This window comes from Streptomyces sp. NPDC092370, assembly GCF_044755265.1.
Classification (GTDB): domain Bacteria; phylum Actinomycetota; class Actinomycetes; order Streptomycetales; family Streptomycetaceae; genus Streptomyces.
On the sequence record NZ_JBIVQO010000009.1, the window covers coordinates 197,260 to 213,889 of the forward strand.

At 69.6% G+C, this 16,630-nt stretch carries 12 protein-coding genes and 2 pseudogenes; 10 read left to right on the top strand and 4 right to left on the bottom strand.

Annotated features, from left to right (window positions below; genetic code table 11):
• Positions 1-135: 135 nt before the first annotated feature.
• Positions 136-2,658, top strand: coding sequence for a GTP pyrophosphokinase (relA, locus tag ACIQHQ_RS26195; protein WP_402615757.1), 2,523 nt, complete (start codon positions 136-138; stop codon positions 2,656-2,658).
• Positions 2,659-2,730: 72 nt separating this feature from the next.
• Here relA and ACIQHQ_RS26200 read toward each other — a convergent pair whose 3' ends face one another.
• Both ACIQHQ_RS26200 and ACIQHQ_RS26205 read right to left on the bottom strand, forming a co-directional pair.
• Positions 2,731-3,960, bottom strand: a complete 1,230-nt coding sequence (locus ACIQHQ_RS26200) for a DUF349 domain-containing protein (RefSeq protein ID WP_402615759.1) — start codon at positions 3,958-3,960, stop codon at positions 2,731-2,733.
• Positions 3,961-4,096: 136 nt separating this feature from the next.
• A complete protein-coding gene (locus ACIQHQ_RS26205; protein ID WP_402615762.1) occupies positions 4,097-4,942 on the bottom strand; it encodes a peptidylprolyl isomerase in 846 nt (281 codons plus the stop codon).
• A 167-nt stretch (positions 4,943-5,109) separates the two neighbouring features.
• Between ACIQHQ_RS26205 and ACIQHQ_RS26210 the strand changes: the two genes are divergently transcribed.
• The 3 genes from ACIQHQ_RS26210 (at position 5,110) to ACIQHQ_RS26220 (ending at position 8,493) form a co-directional block, all read left to right on the top strand.
• Entirely contained in the window at positions 5,110-5,817 is a 708-nt protein-coding gene (locus ACIQHQ_RS26210; protein WP_402615765.1) for an MBL fold metallo-hydrolase, read from the top strand.
• Positions 5,818-5,828: 11 nt separating this feature from the next.
• Complete coding sequence (gene hisS, locus ACIQHQ_RS26215; protein ID WP_402615768.1) at positions 5,829-7,091, top strand: histidine--tRNA ligase; 1,263 nt, start codon at positions 5,829-5,831, stop codon at positions 7,089-7,091.
• A 688-nt stretch (positions 7,092-7,779) separates the two neighbouring features.
• The gene (locus ACIQHQ_RS26220) at positions 7,780-8,493 is read left to right on the top strand and encodes a VOC family protein (RefSeq protein WP_402615770.1); all 714 of its coding nucleotides are present in this window, start codon (positions 7,780-7,782) and stop codon (positions 8,491-8,493) included.
• Between the two features lie 88 nt (positions 8,494-8,581).
• Here the strand turns inward: ACIQHQ_RS26220 and ACIQHQ_RS26225 are convergent.
• Together ACIQHQ_RS26225 and ACIQHQ_RS26230 are read right to left on the bottom strand one after the other, a co-directional pair.
• Positions 8,582-8,905 (bottom strand): annotated as a pseudogene (locus ACIQHQ_RS26225) (ABC transporter permease); the annotation flags it as partial.
• A 68-nt stretch (positions 8,906-8,973) separates the two neighbouring features.
• Positions 8,974-9,840 (bottom strand): annotated as a pseudogene (locus ACIQHQ_RS26230) (ABC transporter ATP-binding protein).
• A 142-nt stretch (positions 9,841-9,982) separates the two neighbouring features.
• On the opposite strand from ACIQHQ_RS26230, the gene ACIQHQ_RS26235 reads away from it, so the two are divergent.
• The 6 genes from ACIQHQ_RS26235 to alaS all read left to right on the top strand — a co-directional run bounded on the left by ACIQHQ_RS26235 (position 9,983) and on the right by alaS (position 16,619).
• Positions 9,983-10,639: a vitamin K epoxide reductase family protein gene (locus tag ACIQHQ_RS26235; protein ID WP_402615773.1), complete on the top strand. Its 657-nt coding sequence runs from the start codon at positions 9,983-9,985 to the stop codon at positions 10,637-10,639.
• A 56-nt stretch (positions 10,640-10,695) separates the two neighbouring features.
• A complete protein-coding gene (locus ACIQHQ_RS26240) occupies positions 10,696-12,048 on the top strand; it encodes a replication-associated recombination protein A (protein ID WP_402615776.1) in 1,353 nt (450 codons plus the stop codon).
• Positions 12,049-12,352: 304 nt separating this feature from the next.
• A complete protein-coding gene (gene rpsD, locus ACIQHQ_RS26245) occupies positions 12,353-12,967 on the top strand; it encodes a 30S ribosomal protein S4 (protein WP_010046470.1) in 615 nt (204 codons plus the stop codon).
• 185 nt (positions 12,968-13,152) lie between these two features.
• Complete coding sequence (locus ACIQHQ_RS26250) at positions 13,153-13,584, top strand: DUF948 domain-containing protein (RefSeq protein WP_402615779.1); 432 nt, start codon at positions 13,153-13,155, stop codon at positions 13,582-13,584.
• 9 nt (positions 13,585-13,593) lie between these two features.
• Positions 13,594-13,947: a hypothetical protein gene (locus tag ACIQHQ_RS26255; protein ID WP_402615782.1), complete on the top strand. Its 354-nt coding sequence runs from the start codon at positions 13,594-13,596 to the stop codon at positions 13,945-13,947.
• Positions 13,947-16,619 carry an alanine--tRNA ligase gene (gene alaS, locus ACIQHQ_RS26260; protein ID WP_402615785.1) on the top strand — a complete coding sequence of 891 codons (2,673 nt, stop codon included), beginning with the start codon at positions 13,947-13,949 and terminating at the stop codon, positions 16,617-16,619. Before ACIQHQ_RS26255 ends, alaS begins: the two co-directional genes overlap by 1 nt.
• Positions 16,620-16,630 lie beyond the last annotated feature (11 nt).

Genomic DNA, 16,630 nt, shown 5'->3' on the forward strand with positions numbered 1-16,630 from the left:
ATCCGGTGCCCGCCTCGTGCGTTTCCGGGGTAGACGGTCCTCACATTGGCCTGAAGGCGATCCTGGGGCTCAGGATCGCTACCATGGGGGTCCGGAGCCTGACCGGGGGACCCGGATCGCGCACGAGGAGTCCTCTTGCCAGACGAGGCCCAGCACCTGACCGCCGCCAAGCCCGAGTCCGCCTCGGCGGCCGCGGCGAAGCCCGCGCCGAACGCGCCCCACGCGAAGAACGACCCCCGCGGGCCGGTCGAGCATGCCCAGGCGGCGCCGGTCGACAAGCCGGACGAGCAGTCGCGGCCCAAGCCCACCCCGTCGCCCCCGGTGCGCCAGGCCGCCGGACAGCCGGCCCGCTCCGGCTCCTCCAACCGCGTCCGCGCCCGTCTGGCCCGGCTCGGTGTGCAGCGCGCCAACCCCTACAACCCGGTGCTGGAGCCGCTGCTGCGGATAGTGCGCAGCAACGACCCGAAGATCGAGACGGCCACCCTCCGCCAGATCGAGCGCGCCTACCAGGTCGCCGAGCGCTGGCACCGCGGCCAGAAGCGCAAGAGCGGCGACCCGTACATCACGCACCCCCTCGCCGTCACCACCATCCTCGCCGAGCTGGGCATGGATCCGGCCACGCTGATGGCGGGCCTGCTGCACGACACGGTCGAGGACACCGAGTACGGCCTGGAGGACCTGCGCCGCGACTTCGGCGACGTCGTCACCCTGCTCGTCGACGGCGTCACCAAGCTGGACAAGGTCAAGTTCGGCGAGGCCGCGCAGGCGGAGACCGTGCGCAAGATGGTCGTCGCCATGGCCAAGGACCCGCGCGTCCTGGTCATCAAGCTCGCCGACCGCCTGCACAACATGCGCACCATGCGCTACCTCAAGCGCGAGAAGCAGGAGAAGAAGGCGCGCGAGACCCTGGAGATCTACGCGCCGCTCGCCCACCGCCTCGGCATGAACACCATCAAGTGGGAGCTGGAGGACCTCGCCTTCGCGATCCTCTACCCCAAGATGTACGACGAGATCGTCCGGCTGGTGGCCGAGCGGGCGCCGAAGCGCGACGAGTACCTGGCCATCGTCACCGACGAGGTGCAGCAGGACCTGCGCGCGGCCCGCATCAAGGCGACGGTCACCGGCCGCCCGAAGCACTACTACAGCGTCTACCAGAAGATGATCGTCCGCGGACGTGACTTCGCGGAGATCTACGACCTGGTGGGCATTCGCGTCCTCGTGGACACCGTCCGCGACTGCTACGCGGCCCTCGGCACGGTGCACGCGCGATGGAACCCGGTCCCCGGCCGGTTCAAGGACTACATCGCGATGCCCAAATTCAACATGTACCAGTCGCTGCACACGACGGTCATCGGCCCCGGCGGCAAGCCGGTCGAGCTGCAGATCCGCACGTTCGACATGCACCGCCGCGCCGAGTACGGCATCGCCGCGCACTGGAAGTACAAGCAGGAGGCCGTCGCCGGCGCCTCCAAGGTGCGCAGCGACGCCCCCAAGTCGTCCGGCAAGGGCAAGGACGACCACCTCAACGACATGGCCTGGCTGCGCCAGCTCCTGGACTGGCAGAAGGAGACCGAGGACCCGGGCGAGTTCCTTGAGTCCCTGCGTTTCGACCTCTCGCGCAACGAGGTCTTCGTCTTCACCCCCAAGGGCGACGTCATAGCGCTCCCGGCCGGTGCCACCCCGGTCGACTTCGCCTACGCCGTGCACACCGAGGTCGGCCACCGCACGATAGGCGCCCGGGTCAACGGCCGGCTGGTGCCGCTGGAGTCCACCCTCGACAACGGCGACCTGGTGGAGGTCTTCACCTCCAAGGCGGCCGGCGCCGGCCCCTCCCGCGACTGGCTCGGCTTCGTCAAGTCACCGCGGGCCCGCAACAAGATCCGCGCCTGGTTCTCCAAGGAGCGCCGCGACGAGGCGATCGAGCAGGGCAAGGACGCCATCGTCCGCGCCATGCGCAAGCAGAACCTGCCGATCCAGCGCATCCTGACCGGCGACTCCCTGGTGACCCTCGCGCACGAGATGCGCTACGCCGACATCTCCGCGCTGTACGCGGCGATCGGCGAGGGCCATGTCTCCGCGCAGAACATCGTGCAGAAGCTGGTCCAGGCCCTGGGCGGCGAGGAGGCCGCCACCGAGGAGATCGACGAGTCGGTCCCGCCGGCCCACGGACGCGGGCGCAAGCGCCGCTCCAGCGCCGACCCGGGCGTCGTCGTCAAGGGCGTCGACGACGTGTGGGTCAAGCTGGCCCGCTGTTGCACACCCGTCCCGGGCGACCCGATCATCGGCTTCGTCACCCGCGGCAGCGGCGTATCGGTTCACCGCAGCGACTGTGTGAACGTCGACTCGCTGTCCCGGGAGCCCGAGCGCATCCTCGACGTCGAGTGGGCGCCCACCCAGTCCTCGGTTTTCCTGGTCGCCATCCAGGTCGAGGCCCTGGACCGCTCCCGGCTCCTGTCGGACGTCACCCGCGTGCTGTCCGACCAGCACGTCAACATCCTGTCCGCGGCCGTCCAGACCTCCCGGGACCGCGTCGCCACCTCCCGCTTCACCTTCGAGATGGGTGACCCGAAGCACCTCGGGCACGTCCTGAAGGCGGTCCGGGGCGTGGAAGGCGTCTACGACGTGTACCGGGTGACGTCGGCGCGCAGCAGGTCGTAACCGGTCGCCGCAGGACCACACGAAAGGGGCTCCCGTACACGGTGTACGGGAGCCCCTTTTTCGGCCGACTGCTCAGCCGCCGAACTCCTGGAGGCCCTTCAGCGCCTGGTCCAGCAGCGCCTGGCGGCCGTCGAGCTCACGCTGGAGCTTGTCTGCCTTGGCGTTGTTGCCCTGCGCCCGGGCCTGCTCGATCTGGCCCCGCAGCTTGTCCACGGCGGCCTGGAGCTGACCGGTCAGACCCTCGGCACGCGCACGTGCCTCCGGGTTGGTCCGGCGCCACTCGGCCTCCTCGGCCTCCTGGATGGCCCGCTCGACGGCGTGCATCCGGCCCTCGACCTTGGGCCGGGCGTCGCGCGGCACATGGCCGATGGCCTCCCAGCGCTCGTTCACGTTCCGGAACGCGGCGCGGGCCGCCTTCAGGTCCGTGATCGGCAGGAGCTTCTCGGCCTCCTCGGCCAGCTCCTCCTTGAGCTTGAGGTTCTCCGTCTGCTCCGCGTCCCGCTCCGCGAAGACCGAGCCGCGGGCCGCGAAGAAGACGTCCTGGGCGCCGCGGAAGCGGTTCCACAGGTCGTCCTCGTGCTCGCGCTGGGCACGGCCCGCGGCCTTCCACTCGGACATCAGCTCGCGGTAACGCGCCGCCGTCACGCCCCAGTCCGTCGAGTTCGACAGCGCCTCGGCCTCGGCGACCAGCCGCTCCTTGGTCTTGCGGGCCTCCTCGCGCTGCGCGTCCAGCTGCGCGAAGTGCTGCTTGCGCCGCTTGGAGAACGCCGAGCGAGCGTGCGAGAACCGGTGCCACAGCTCGTCGTCGGACTTGCGGTCAAGCCGCGGCAGACCCTTCCAGGTGTCCACCAGGGCCCGCAGCCGCTCACCGGCCGCCCGCCACTGGTCGGACTGCGCCAGCTCCTCCGCCTCGGCGACCAGCGCCTCCTTGGCGTGGCGGGCCTCGTCGGACTGCTTCGCCCGCTGCGCCTTGCGCTCCTCGCGGCGCGCCTCCACCAGTTCCACGAGCTTGTCCAGCCGGACCCGCAGCGCGTCCAGGTCGCCCACCGCGTGATGCGCGTCGACCTGCTCCCGGATGTGGTCGATGGCGGCCTGGGCGTCCTTCGCCGACAGGTCGGTGGTCTTCACTCGCTTCTCGAGGAGGCCGATCTCGACAACCAGGCCCTCGTACTTGCGCTCGAAGTAGGCCAGCGCCTCCTCGGGGGAGCCTGCCTGCCAGGAACCGACGACCTGCTCGCCGTCGGCCGTACGCACGTACACGGTCCCCGTCTCGTCGACGCGGCCCCACGGGTCGCTGCTCACAGCGCCTCCTCCACATGATGCCTGCGAGGGGCCTGTAGCTCCCCCGGGCATCGTCCACAGTTTCGTCACGGCCAACATAGGCGACCGGCGGGGGGCCTGTCCGCATCCCGCGCGACCGAAATTTCGCAGTTGGGGCTCAGGATTCCGTGATCGTGGCCTTGTTGATCACGACCGTCGCGTTGGGCGCGGTGTTGCCCGTCTGAGGGTCGGGAGCCTGCGCCCCGGCCTTGGCGATTTTCTTCAGGACCTTCATGCCCGCTTCCGACACCGTTCCGAACGGTGTGTAGTCGGGCGGCAGCTGACTGTCCTGGTAGACGAGGAAGAACTGGCTGCCGCCGCTGTTGCGGCCCTGCTTCGTCTGCGCGTTGTACTGGTTCGCCATCGCGACCGTACCCGCCGGGTACACCCCGCCCTTGAGGCTCTTGTCCTTGAGGTTCTCGTCCGGGATGGTGTAGCCCGGTCCGCCCATGCCGGTGCCCTGCGGGTCGCCGCACTGCAGGACGTAGATGCCCTGGTTCGTGAGCCGGTGGCACTTGCTGTGGTCCAAGTAGCCCTTGCCGAGGAGGAAGTTGAACGAGTTGACGGTGTGCGGCGCGGCCGACGCCTTCAGCGCGACGTCAATCTCACCGCAGGTCGTGTCCAGCTTCATCGTGTACTTCGCCGACTTGTCGATGGTCAGCGCCGGTTCCTTCTTCCAGGTCTCCGACTTGACCTTGCCCGGGGCCGGCTTCTCGCACGGGTCCGGGGCCTTGCTGGGCGTGGCGCTGGGCGTGACGTCCGCGCCCGCGTTCTCCGTCTTGCCGTCGTCCTCGAACGGCTTGGTCAGGAAGACCGTCACCGAGAGCACCACGATCACGCCGAGAGTCGAAGCGATCACGGAGTTGCGGATACGGGCCTTGCGTCGCGCGTCCGTGCGTCGCTGCTGCTGCCGCAAGAACTTCTCCCGGGCGAGCTGACGCCGCCGCTGTTCCTGGCTGACCACCGGGTTCTCTCCTCATGGGTCTCGAACGTCGACCGGTACGCGTGCGTCCTGTGTGCCGAGCGCCTGCGTGTGCCCCGTACCGTATATGGGTTCGCTGAGGAATCGGCAGCGCCGGTAGGCTCTGTGAGCAGCCGTAGCCGCCCGTATCGACACAACGAAGGACGATCGTGCTCATTGCCGGGTTCCCCGCCGGGGCCTGGGGGACGAACTGCTACCTCGTCGCCCCCGCCGCCGGTGAGGAGTGCGTGATCATCGACCCCGGCCATCAGGCCGCAGACGGCGTCGCGGAAGCGATCGCCAAGCATCGGCTCAAGCCGGTCGCCGTCGTCCTCACCCACGGCCACCTCGACCATGTGGCCTCGGTCGTCCCGGTGTGCGGCGCCCACGACGTGCCGGCCTGGATCCACCCCGACGACCGGTACATGATGAGCGACCCCGAGAAGGCGCTCGGCCGTTCCATCGGGATGCCGCTGATGGGGGAGCTGACCGTGGGGGAGCCCGATGACGTCAAGGAACTGGCCGACGGGGTGAAGCTGGAGCTGGCGGGCCTGGAGCTGTCCGTCGCGCACGCGCCCGGCCATACCAAGGGGTCGGTGACCTTCGGCCTGCCCGAGGCGGCGGACATCCCGCCGATCCTCTTCTCGGGCGACCTGCTGTTCGCCGGCTCCATCGGACGCACCGACCTGCCCGGCGGTGACATGGCCGAGATACTCGACTCGCTGGCCCGCGTGTGCCTGCCGCTCGACGACTCGACCGTGGTGCTGTCCGGCCACGGCCCCCAGACGACCATCGGCCAGGAGCGCGCCGCCAACCCGTATCTGCGGCAGGTGGCGGCCGGCCAGGGAGCCTTCGAGGCTCCCCGACGAGGAATGTGACGAGACCTTCCGTGAGCACCTTCAAGGCCCCCAAGGGCACGTACGACCTGATCCCGCCGGACAGCGCCAAGTACCTCGCGGTCCGCGAGGCCATCGCCGCGCCGTTGCGCAACTCCGGCTACGGCTACATCGAGACGCCCGGCTTCGAGAACGTCGAGCTCTTCGCGCGCGGGGTCGGTGAGTCCACCGACATCGTGACCAAGGAGATGTACGCCTTCGAGACCAAGGGCGGCGACAAGCTCGCCCTGCGCCCCGAAGGTACGGCCTCCGTCCTGCGCGCGGCGCTGGAGGCCAACCTGCACAAGGCCGGCAACCTCCCGGTCAAGGTCTGGTACTCCGGCTCGTACTACCGCTACGAGCGTCCACAGAAGGGCCGCTACCGCCACTTCTCCCAGGTCGGTGCCGAGGCAATCGGCGCGGAGGACCCGGCGCTGGACGCCGAGCTGATCATCCTGGCCGACCAGGCGTACCGGTCGCTGGGCCTGAGGGACTTCCGGATCCTGCTGAACAGCCTGGGCGACCAGGAGTGCCGCCCCGTCTACCGGTCGGCGCTTCAGGAGTTCCTGCGCGGCCTGGACCTGGACGAGGACACCCTGCGCCGTGCGGAGATCAACCCGCTGCGCGTCCTGGACGACAAGCGCGAGGCCGTCCAGAAGCAGCTGGGGGACGCGCCGCTGCTGCGTGACTACCTGTGCGACGCGTGCAAGGCGTACCACGAGGAGGTCCGCGAGTTGATCACGGCGGCGGGCGTCGCCTTCGAGGACGACCCGAAGCTGGTCCGTGGCCTGGACTACTACACCCGCACCACCTTCGAGTTCGTCCACGACGGCCTCGGCTCGCAGTCCGCGGTGGGCGGCGGAGGCCGCTACGACGGTCTGTCCGAGATGATCGGCGGCCCCGCGCTGCCGTCCGTCGGCTGGGCCCTCGGCGTCGACCGCACGGTCCTCGCGCTGGAGGCGGAGGGCGTCGAGCTGGAACTGCCGCCCACCACCAGCGTGTTCGCCGTCCCGCTCGGCGAGGAGGCCCGCCGGGTCCTGTTCGCCAAGGTCACCGAACTGCGCAAGAACGGCATCGCGGCCGACTTCTCCTACGGCGGCAAGGGCCTCAAGGGCGCCATGAAGAACGCCAACCGCAGCGGCGCCCGCTACACGGTCGTGGCCGGCGAACGCGACCTCGCCGAAGGCGTCGTCCAGCTGAAGGACATGGAGTCGGGCGAGCAGACGGCGGTGGGCGTGAACGAGATCGTGGCAGAGCTGGAAGCCCGGCTCGGCTGAGCACCCCCGCACACCGGGAAGGCGCCGGTCGTCCGGCGCCTTCCTCACGGCTCCAGCAGCCCGCACCGCATCGCGCTCGCAACGGCGGCGGTCCGGTCGGCCACTCATGAACCGCCCGGTCATGCCGGTGTCTTCGCGGGGGATGCGGACTCTGCTGCGTAACTCGGCAGGGTGAGCGTCGAGGGTGCGGCATGATCGCGTCGTGGGCGACAGGGGGTGGAGTCCATGTCGTTACAGCTGAAGGGGCTGCGAGAGAGCCAGGCACAGACCGTGGCGGTCGCGCGGGCGGCGTTCCCTCAGGGGACGTTGGCGATGCGGGTGCGGGACCGCACCGGTATCGAGGGCACCATCAACCAGGCCCTCGACGTCACCGGCCTCCGCCGGGTCCGCTACCGCCGACTGGCCGAGGTCCGCCTCCCGCACGCCTTCTCCGCCACCGCTGTCAACGTCATCCGCCTTGACGCCCACTGGAACCCCAGCCAACCACCCTGCACGCCCCGGACCAGCAGACTCACCGCCCCTCGGCCACCAACTCGCAGCCCGACCCCGAAAGGCGTGGCTCCGGCTCCTCGGCCGCAAAATACTCGGCTGCAACTGAGGCCGGCCCGCCCATAGGATCCTCGTTCGAGGCGCTGGCATGGCGCCCTGCCGACGGTTGGCACTCAACAGACCGAGGATGCGTGGCGCAATGAGCAGCCGACTCTTCGCAATCTCCTTCGACGCACACCAGCCCGAGCGCCTAGCGCATTTCTGGTCCGGCGTTCTGGGCCTGGAGAGAGCCGATGATTCTTACGACAGCGTCGCCCTGCTGTCCGGGAATGACGCTGGCTACCGCCTCGGCTTCCGTCCCTCCCAGGCGCACAAGGTCGCCCAGAACCGGCTGCACTTCGACCTGACCAGCTCCTCCCTGGAGAACCAGCAGGAGATAGTGGCCAGGGCGCTCGACCTGGGTGCGCAGAACGCCGACATCGGCCAGGGACCGGACGTGTCCCATGTGGTGCTCGCCGACCCCGAGGGCAACGAGTTCTGTGTCCTCGAGCCGGGCAACAATTTCCTCGCCGACTGCGGCTTCATCGGAGCCCTCGCCTGCGACGGCTCGCAGGCCGTGGGCTACTTCTGGAGCGAGGCGCTGGGCTGGCCACTGGTCTGGGACCAGGACGAGGAGACCGCCATACAGTCACCGAACGGCGGTACGAAGATCACGTGGGGCGGTCCGCCGCTCATGCCGGACCCCGGCAAGGACCTGCACTTGGATCTCGTCCCGGACGACGATCAACAAGCAGAGGTCGAGCGCCTGCTCTCCCTCGGGGCGAAGCGTCTCGACTCCGCTCACGGCGGGGACGGCCCGGTGCTCCTGGCCGACCCCGACGGCAACGAGTTCCGCGTGCTCACACGCCGGTGAAGCCGGAACCGAAAGAGCGGCGGTAGGCAGTTGCTGCTACGGGGAGCGCGGCGAGAGTCGGACAGGTCCCCGGTCACCAAACGGACAGCAGCAGACCGGTGAAGAGAACCAGCCAGATCTTGCCGAGGAAGGAGGCCGTCGGCGGCATCGGCGTGCCCCGGAGCCGGCGCAGCACCTTGTCCTCCCGCTCGATGGCGATCGAGATGCCGAGTGCCTGGAAGCTCGTCGACATGATCCCGGTGGCCATCATCGCCGGCACGTACAGCTGCGAGGCGGTGACGCCCGCGCCCTCCACGTCGTCCCGGAAGATCGAGGCGAACAGGAACAGCAGGACGACCGGGAAGGCGAACGTGAACACCACCTGGTCGCGCCGGCGGAAGAACTGCCCGATCTCCAGGGCGCCCCGCCGCAGCCCGAGCCCTCACGCGCCGGGCAGCCGTCCGACGCCCACCTCACCGCGCTCCCGTACGACGGTCGTGCTCACCGTGCCTCCTCCTCGGACTGTCCGGTCAGCCGGAGGCAGGCGTCCTCCAGCGTGGGGCGGCTCACCGTCAGCCCGGGATCTCGCCGCCGAAACGGTGCGTGAGCCCGGCGACGGTCCGGGTCGGTGTACCGGTGCGCACCGCGCGCGGTGCCGTCCGGCTCGGTCCAGGCGACGGTGGCCTCGGTGCCGTAGCGCTTCCGCAGGGTTTCGGGTTCGCCCTCGGCGACGATCCGGCCTCGGCGACGGCGGCGAGCCTGTGCACGAGGGCCTCCGCCCCCTCCAGGTAGTGCGTGGTCAGCAGGATGGTCGTGCCGTCGTCGGCCAGGGCGCGGATCGCGACCGGAACTGCCGCCGCGCCGCGGGGTCGAACCCGGTCGTCGGCTCGTCCAGGAGCAGCAGGTCGGGGCTCCCGATGACGCCGAGCGCCACGTCCAGCCGCCGGCGCCGGCCCCGGACAGCGCCTTGCTCCGGCTGTCCGCCTTCGCCTCCAGGCCGACCAGGGCGATGACCTCCTCCGGGTCGCGCGGCCGGGGGGAGGAGCGGACGAAGTGCCGCACCGTCTCCCGGACCGTCAACTCGGCGGGCGCCGATTCGTCCTGCCGGACGATTCCGACACGTGAACGCCATGCGCGCGTGCCGGACGCCGGATCCGACCCGAGCACGGACACCTCGCCCGCGTCTCTGTCCCGGTTGCCCCGGAGGATCTCCACCGTGGTGCTCTTGCCCGCGCCGTTGGGCACGAGCAGGCCGAACACCACTCCCCGCCGGATGCCGAGATCGATGCCGTCTTGGGCGGTCACACCCCCGTAGCGCTTGGGCAGCCCCCGCACCGCCACGGCGAATTCGTACCCCTGTGCTGTCATGCGACGAGCGTCGGCCGGAACACACTCCTCGGGGACGACCGGGTGGCCATCCTTTTGTCCACTGAACGGTGGACACCGGCGCCCGTGCGGCACAATGGTCCTGCCCGAAGATGTTCAGGTCTCAAGTGACGGAATCGGCGTGATGAGCAAGACGACAGTCAAGGACGTCTCCACCGAGTCCGAGCCGGAGCGCGCCGAGATCGCGCCCCGCGCGGAGGGCGGCAGCCGTGCCCTCGCCCTGCTGCTGGTGATCACCGGCGCGGCCGGGCTGCTCGCCGCGTGGGTCATCACGATCGACAAGTTCAAGATCCTCGAAGCGAAGGTCTCGGGCACGACGTTCACGCCCGGCTGCAGCTTCAACCCCGTCGTCTCCTGCGGCAGCGTCATGGAGAGCAAGCAGGCCGCGGTCTTCGGCTTCCCGAACCCGATGCTCGGCCTCGTCGCCTACGGCATCGTCATCGGCGTCGGCGTGAGCCTGCTCGCCGGCGCCCGCTTCCCGCGCTGGTACTGGCTCACCTTCAACGCCGGCTGCCTCTTCGGCGTGAGCTTCTGCGCCTGGCTGATGTTCCAGTCCCTGTACCGGATCAACGCGCTCTGCCTGTGGTGCAGCCTGGCCTGGGTCGCCACGATCCTGATGTTCTGGTACGTGACGTCGTTCAACATCCGCAAGGGCTTCCTGCCCGCCCCGAGCTGGCTCAAGGGCTTCTTCGGCGAGTTCACCTGGGTCATGCCGGTGCTGCACATCGGCATCATCGGCATGCTGATCCTGACCCGCTGGTGGGACTTCTGGACCGCCTGAGCCCGGGATTCAGGGGTCCGGCCGGATTGTCGGTGCCGTGACTTAGGGTTTGGGACGTGGAGCCCGACCTGTTCACCGCCGCAGCCGAAGAACGCCAGGAGAAGGAGCCGTCCAGCAGCCCCCTGGCCGTGCGGATGCGCCCGCGCACCCTCGACGAGGTCGTGGGCCAGCAGCATCTTCTGAAGCCGGGCTCACCCCTGCGCAGACTGGTCGGGGAGGCCTCCGGCCCGGCCGGACCCTCCTCCGTGCTCCTGTGGGGCCCACCCGGCACCGGCAAGACCACCCTGGCGTACGTCGTCTCCAAGGCGACCGACGCCCGCTTCGTGGAGCTGTCGGCGATCACGGCCGGCGTCAAGGAGGTCCGCGCGGTCATCGACGGCGCCCGTCGCGCCGCCGGCGGGTACGGCAAGGAGACCGTCCTCTTCCTCGACGAGATCCACCGCTTCAGCAAGGCCCAGCAGGACTCCCTGCTCCCCGCCGTCGAGAACCGCTGGGTGACGCTCATCGCGGCGACCACGGAGAACCCGTACTTCTCGGTCATCTCGCCCCTGCTGTCCCGCTCCCTGCTGCTCACCCTCGAACCGCTCACGGACGAGGACATCAGGAGTCTCATCCGCCGCGCCCTGACCGACGAGCGCGGCCTCAAGAGCGCCGTCACCCTGCCCGACGAGACCGAGGCCCACCTCCTGCGCATCGCCGGCGGTGACGCCCGCCGCGCCCTCACCGCCCTGGAGGCGGCAGCCGGGGCCGCCCTCGACAAGGGCGAGGCCGAGATCGGCCTGACGACCCTGGAGGAGACGGTCGACCGGGCGGCCGTGAAGTACGACCGCGACGGCGACCAGCACTACGACGTGGCCAGCGCCCTGATCAAGTCCATCCGGGGCTCCGACGTCGACGCCGCCCTGCACTACCTGGCACGGATGATCGAGGCCGGCGAGGACCCCCGCTTCATCGCCCGGCGCCTGATGATCTCCGCCAGCGAGGACATCGGCCTGGCCGACCCGACCGCTCTGCAGACGGCGGTCGCCGCCGCCCAGGCCGTCGCCATGATCGGCTTCCCCGAGGCCGCCCTCACCCTCAGCCACGCCACGATCGCCCTCGCCCTGGCGCCCAAGTCCAACGCCGCGACCACCGCGATCGGCGCCGCCCTGGAGGACGTCCGCAAGGGACTGGCCGGACCCGTGCCGGCCCACCTGCGCGACAGCCACTACAAGGGCGCGACCAAGCTGGGGCACGGCCAGGGCTACGTCTACCCGCACGACCTGCCCGAGGGCATCGCGGCCCAGCAGTACGCCCCGGACGAGCTGAAGGACCGCGCGTACTACGAGCCGACCCGGCACGGCGCGGAGGCCCGCTACGCGGACGCGGTGGAGTGGACCCGGAAGAACCTCGGTCGTAAGCGGTCCTGAGCACCCTGTAAACTCGATCGGAGTGCCGCGTCCCGTGCAGTCAGAACGGGGCAGTCGGCCGGAGTCCCGATCCTCCGGGTTCGGCTCCAGGAGCGTCGCGCACCGTCGAACGGTGTCGCGGGCAGCCCACCACCACCCGTCGCAGGACGGGACCGGTCGGTGGGCCACTCGCGTGCTGCACGTATGTGCCCAGACCAGGGGAGCGGCTGCCCACCGAGGTCCACCAGGACCTGGGCGGGTTTCCCCGGCTGCGGATGCGACCTCCCTCAACCCTGACAAGCCGATACAAGGAAAGCGAAAAACAGTGGCGAACCAGTCCCGCCCCAAGGTCAAGAAGTCGCGTGCCCTCGGCATCGCGCTGACCCCGAAGGCCGTCAAGTACTTCGAGGCCCGCCCCTACCCGCCGGGCGAGCACGGCCGTGGCCGCAAGCAGAACTCGGACTACAAGGTCCGTCTGCTCGAGAAGCAGCGTCTGCGCGCGCAGTACGACGTGTCCGAGCGTCAGCTCGTCCGCGCCTACGAGCGTGCCTCCAAGGTCCAGGGCAAGACCGGTGAGGCCCTGATCATCGAGCTGGAGCGCCGTCTCGACGCCCTGGTTCTGCGTTCGGGCATCGCCCGCACGATCTACCAGGCCCGCCAGATGGTCGTGCACGGCCACATCGCCGTCAACGGCAAGAAGGTCGACAAGCCCTCCTTCCGTGTCCGTCCGGACGACGTCGTGCAGGTCCGCGAGCGCTCCAAGGAGAAGACCCTCTTCACGATCGCTCGTGAGGGTGGCTTCGCCCCCGACGGTGAGACCCCGCGCTACCTCCAGGTGAACCTCAAGGCCCTGGCGTTCCGCCTGGACCGCGAGCCGAACCGCAAGGAGATCCCGGTGATCTGCGACGAGCAGCTCGTCGTCGAGTACTACGCCCGCTGATCCTCGGCAGGCACGCGGTACTTCGGCCCGTCGTCTCCCCGCCCCTGTGGGCGGGCGAGGCGGCGGGCTTTCGCGATCGGCCAGCTCCCGGCGGGTAATCCGGTACGGAGCGCCACCCCCGGCGCGATAGGCTCGTCGCACGACTTTTTCGATGTTCAGGCACGTTTCAGGGAGCGGGTGCACAAGTGTCCGGTGGAGAGGTTGCCGGGATCCTGGTGGCCGTCTTCTGGGCGATCCTGGTCTCCTTCCTCGCCGTCGCGCTGGCGAGGGTGGCCCAGACGCTCAAGGCGACCACCAAGCTCGTGGCGGACGTGACCGATCAGGCCGTCCCGCTGCTGGCCGACGCCTCCGCGGCGGTGCGCTCCGCGCAGACCCAGATCGACCGGGTCGACTCGATCGCCTCCGACGTCCAGGAGGTCACGTCGAACGCCTCGGCGCTGTCGACCACCGTCGCCTCCACCTTCGGCGGCCCCCTGGTCAAGGTCGCGGCCTTCGGGTACGGCGTGCGCCGGGCCCTCGGCGGCCGCAAGGAGGACGTGCCCGCCAAGGCGCCCAGGCGTACCGTGATCGTGGGCCGCACGGTCACCCGGCGCAGCGCCCGAGGAAAGAGGGACTGAGAGCCAGCGATGTTCCGCCGTACCTTCTGGTTCAGCACGGGTGTCGCCGCCGGTGTCTGGGCCACCACCAAGGTCAATCGCAAGCTGAAGCAGCTGACCCCCGAGAGCCTCGCCAGAACCGCGGGCAACAAGGCGATCGAGGCCGGTCACCGCATCAAGGACCGTGCCGTGGGCTTCGCGCTCGACGTCCGGGACAACATGGCCGTGCGGGAGGCCGAGCTGGGTGACGCCCTCGGGATCAACGAGAACCCCGAACTCCCCGGCCCCCGACGGCACGCCGCCATCGAGAACCGCAACCACCCGAAGTACGTCGAGGGTTCGGCGTACCAGACGCACCCGTACAACCGGAATGAGGACCACTGATGGAGTCGGCTGAGATTCGCCGCCGCTGGTTGAGCTTCTTCGAGGAGCGCGGTCACACCGTCGTCCCTTCGGCGTCGCTCATCGCGGACGACCCGACTCTGCTCCTCGTCCCGGCCGGCATGGTGCCGTTCAAGCCCTACTTCCTGGGTGAGGTCAAGCCGCCCTTCAGTCGCGCCACCAGTGTCCAGAAGTGCGTGCGCACCCCGGACATCGAAGAGGTCGGCAAGACCACGCGCCACGGCACGTTCTTCCAGATGTGCGGCAACTTCTCCTTCGGCGACTACTTCAAGGAAGGCGCCATCAAGCTCGCCTGGGAGCTGCTCACCGGCCCCCAGGACAAGGGCGGTTACGGCCTCGACCCCGAGCGCCTGTGGATCACCGTCTACAAGGACGACGACGAGGCCGAGCGCATCTGGCACGAGGTCGTCGGTGTGCCGAAGGAGCGCATCCAGCGCCTCGGCATGAAGGACAACTACTGGTCCATGGGCGTCCCCGGCCCCTGCGGCCCGTGTTCCGAGATCAACTACGACCGCGGCCCCGAGTTCGGCGCCGAGGGCGGCCCCGCCGTCAACGACGAGCGGTACGTGGAGATCTGGAACCTCGTCTTCATGCAGTACGAGCGGGGCGAGGGCATCGGCAAGGACAACTTCGAGATCCTCGGCGACCTGCCCAGCAAGAACATCGACACCGGCCTCGGCCTCGAGCGCCTCGCCATGATTCTGCAGGGCGTGCAGAACATGTACGAGATCGACACCTCGATGGCCGTCATCAACAAGGCCACCGAGCTGACCGGCGTCCGCTACGGCGACGCCCACGCCTCGGACGTCTCCCTGCGCGTGGTCACCGACCACATGCGCACCTCCGTGATGCTCATCGGCGACGGCGTCACCCCCGGCAACGAGGGCCGCGGCTACGTGCTGCGCCGCATCATGCGCCGCGCCATCCGCAACATGCGCCTGCTCGGCGCCACCGGTCCGGTCGTGAAGGACCTGATCGACACCGTGATCGAGATGATGGGCCAGCAGTACCCCGAGCTCATCACCGACCGCGAGCGCATCGAGAAGGTCGCCGTCGCCGAGGAGAACGCCTTCCTCAAGACGCTGAAGGCCGGCACCAACATCCTCGACACGGCCGTCACCGACACCAAGGCCGCCGGCGGCACCGTCCTGCCCGGCGACAAGGCCTTCCTGCTCCACGACACCTGGGGCTTCCCGATCGACCTCACCCTGGAGATGGCCGCCGAGCAGGGCCTGTCCGTGGACGAGGACGGCTTCCGGCGCCTGATGAAGGAGCAGCGGGAGCGCGCCAAGGCCGACGCCCAGGCCAAGAAGACCGGGCACGCCGGCGCCGGCGCCTACCGCGAGATCGCCGACCAGGCCGGTGCTACCGACTTCGTCGGTTACACCGACACCGAGAGCGAGTCCACGATCGTCGGCATCCTCGTCGACGGCGCCTCCTCCCCGGCCGCCACCGAGGGCGACGAGGTCGAGATCGTCCTGGACCGCACCCCGTTCTACGCCGAGGGTGGTGGCCAGATCGGCGACACCGGCCGCATCAAGGTCGACACCGGTGCCGTCATCGAGATCCGCGACTGCCAGAAGCCGGTCCCTGGGGTCTATGTCCACAAGGGCGTCGTCCAGGTCGGTGAGGTGACCGTCGGTGCCAAGGCCCACGCCTCGATCGACGACCGCCGCCGCAAGGCCATCGCCCGTGCCCACTCGGCCACGCACCTGACCCACCAGGCCCTGCGCGACGCCCTCGGCCCGACGGCCGCCCAGGCCGGTTCAGAGAACCAGCCCGGCCGCTTCCGCTTCGACTTCGGTTCCCCGTCCGCCGTTCCGACGGCCGTGATGACCGACGTCGAGCAGAAGATCAACGAGGTGCTCGCCCGCGACCTCGACGTCCGCGCCGACGTCATGGGCATCGACGAGGCCAAGAAGCAGGGCGCCATCGCCGAGTTCGGCGAGAAGTACGGCGAGCGCGTGCGCGTCGTGACCATCGGCGACTTCTCCAAGGAGCTGTGCGGCGGCACGCACGTGCACAACACCGCCCAGCTCGGACTGGTGAAGCTGCTCGGCGAGTCCTCCATCGGCTCCGGTGTCCGCCGGATCGAGGCCCTGGTTGGTGTGGACGCCTACAACTTCCTCGCCCGTGAGCACACGGTCGTCGCCCAGCTCCAGGAGCTGATCAAGGGGCGTCCGGAGGAGCTTCCCGAGAAGGTCTCCGCCATGCTCGGCAAGCTGAAGGACGCCGAGAAGGAGATCGAGAAGTTCCGCGCCGAGAAGGTCCTCCAGGCCGCCGGCGGTCTCGCCGAGTCCGCCAAGGACATCCGAGGCATTGCTGTCGTGACCGGTCAGGTCCCGGACGGCACGACCGCCGACGACTTGCGCAAGCTGGTCCTTGACGTGCGCGGACGGATCCAGGGCGGACGGGCCGCCGTCGTCGCCCTCTTCACGGTGGCGAACGGCAAGCCGCTGACGGTCATCGCCACCAACGAGGCCGCCCGCGAGCGGGGACTGAAGGCCGGCGACCTGGTGCGTACGGCTGCCAAGACCCTCGGTGGCGGCGGTGGCGGCAAGCCGGACGTCGCCCAGGGCGGTGGCCAGAACCCGGGCGCCATCGGGGACGCCGTGGCCGCCGTGGAGCGCCTGGTCACCGAGACCGCCAAGTAAGAGACGGGTCG

What these genes read in the sequence shown, in the direction of transcription:
- ACIQHQ_RS26255 (WP_402615782.1), top strand. Translation starts at nt 13,594, where the DNA reads ATGTTCCGCCGTACCTTCTGGTTCAGCACGGGTGTCGCCGCCGGTGTC.
- ACIQHQ_RS26235 (WP_402615773.1), top strand. Translation starts at nt 9,983, where the DNA reads ATGAGCAAGACGACAGTCAAGGACGTCTCCACCGAGTCCGAGCCGGAG.
- alaS (WP_402615785.1), top strand. Translation starts at nt 13,947, where the DNA reads ATGGAGTCGGCTGAGATTCGCCGCCGCTGGTTGAGCTTCTTCGAGGAG.
- ACIQHQ_RS26220 (WP_402615770.1), top strand. Translation starts at nt 7,780, where the DNA reads ATGAGCAGCCGACTCTTCGCAATCTCCTTCGACGCACACCAGCCCGAG.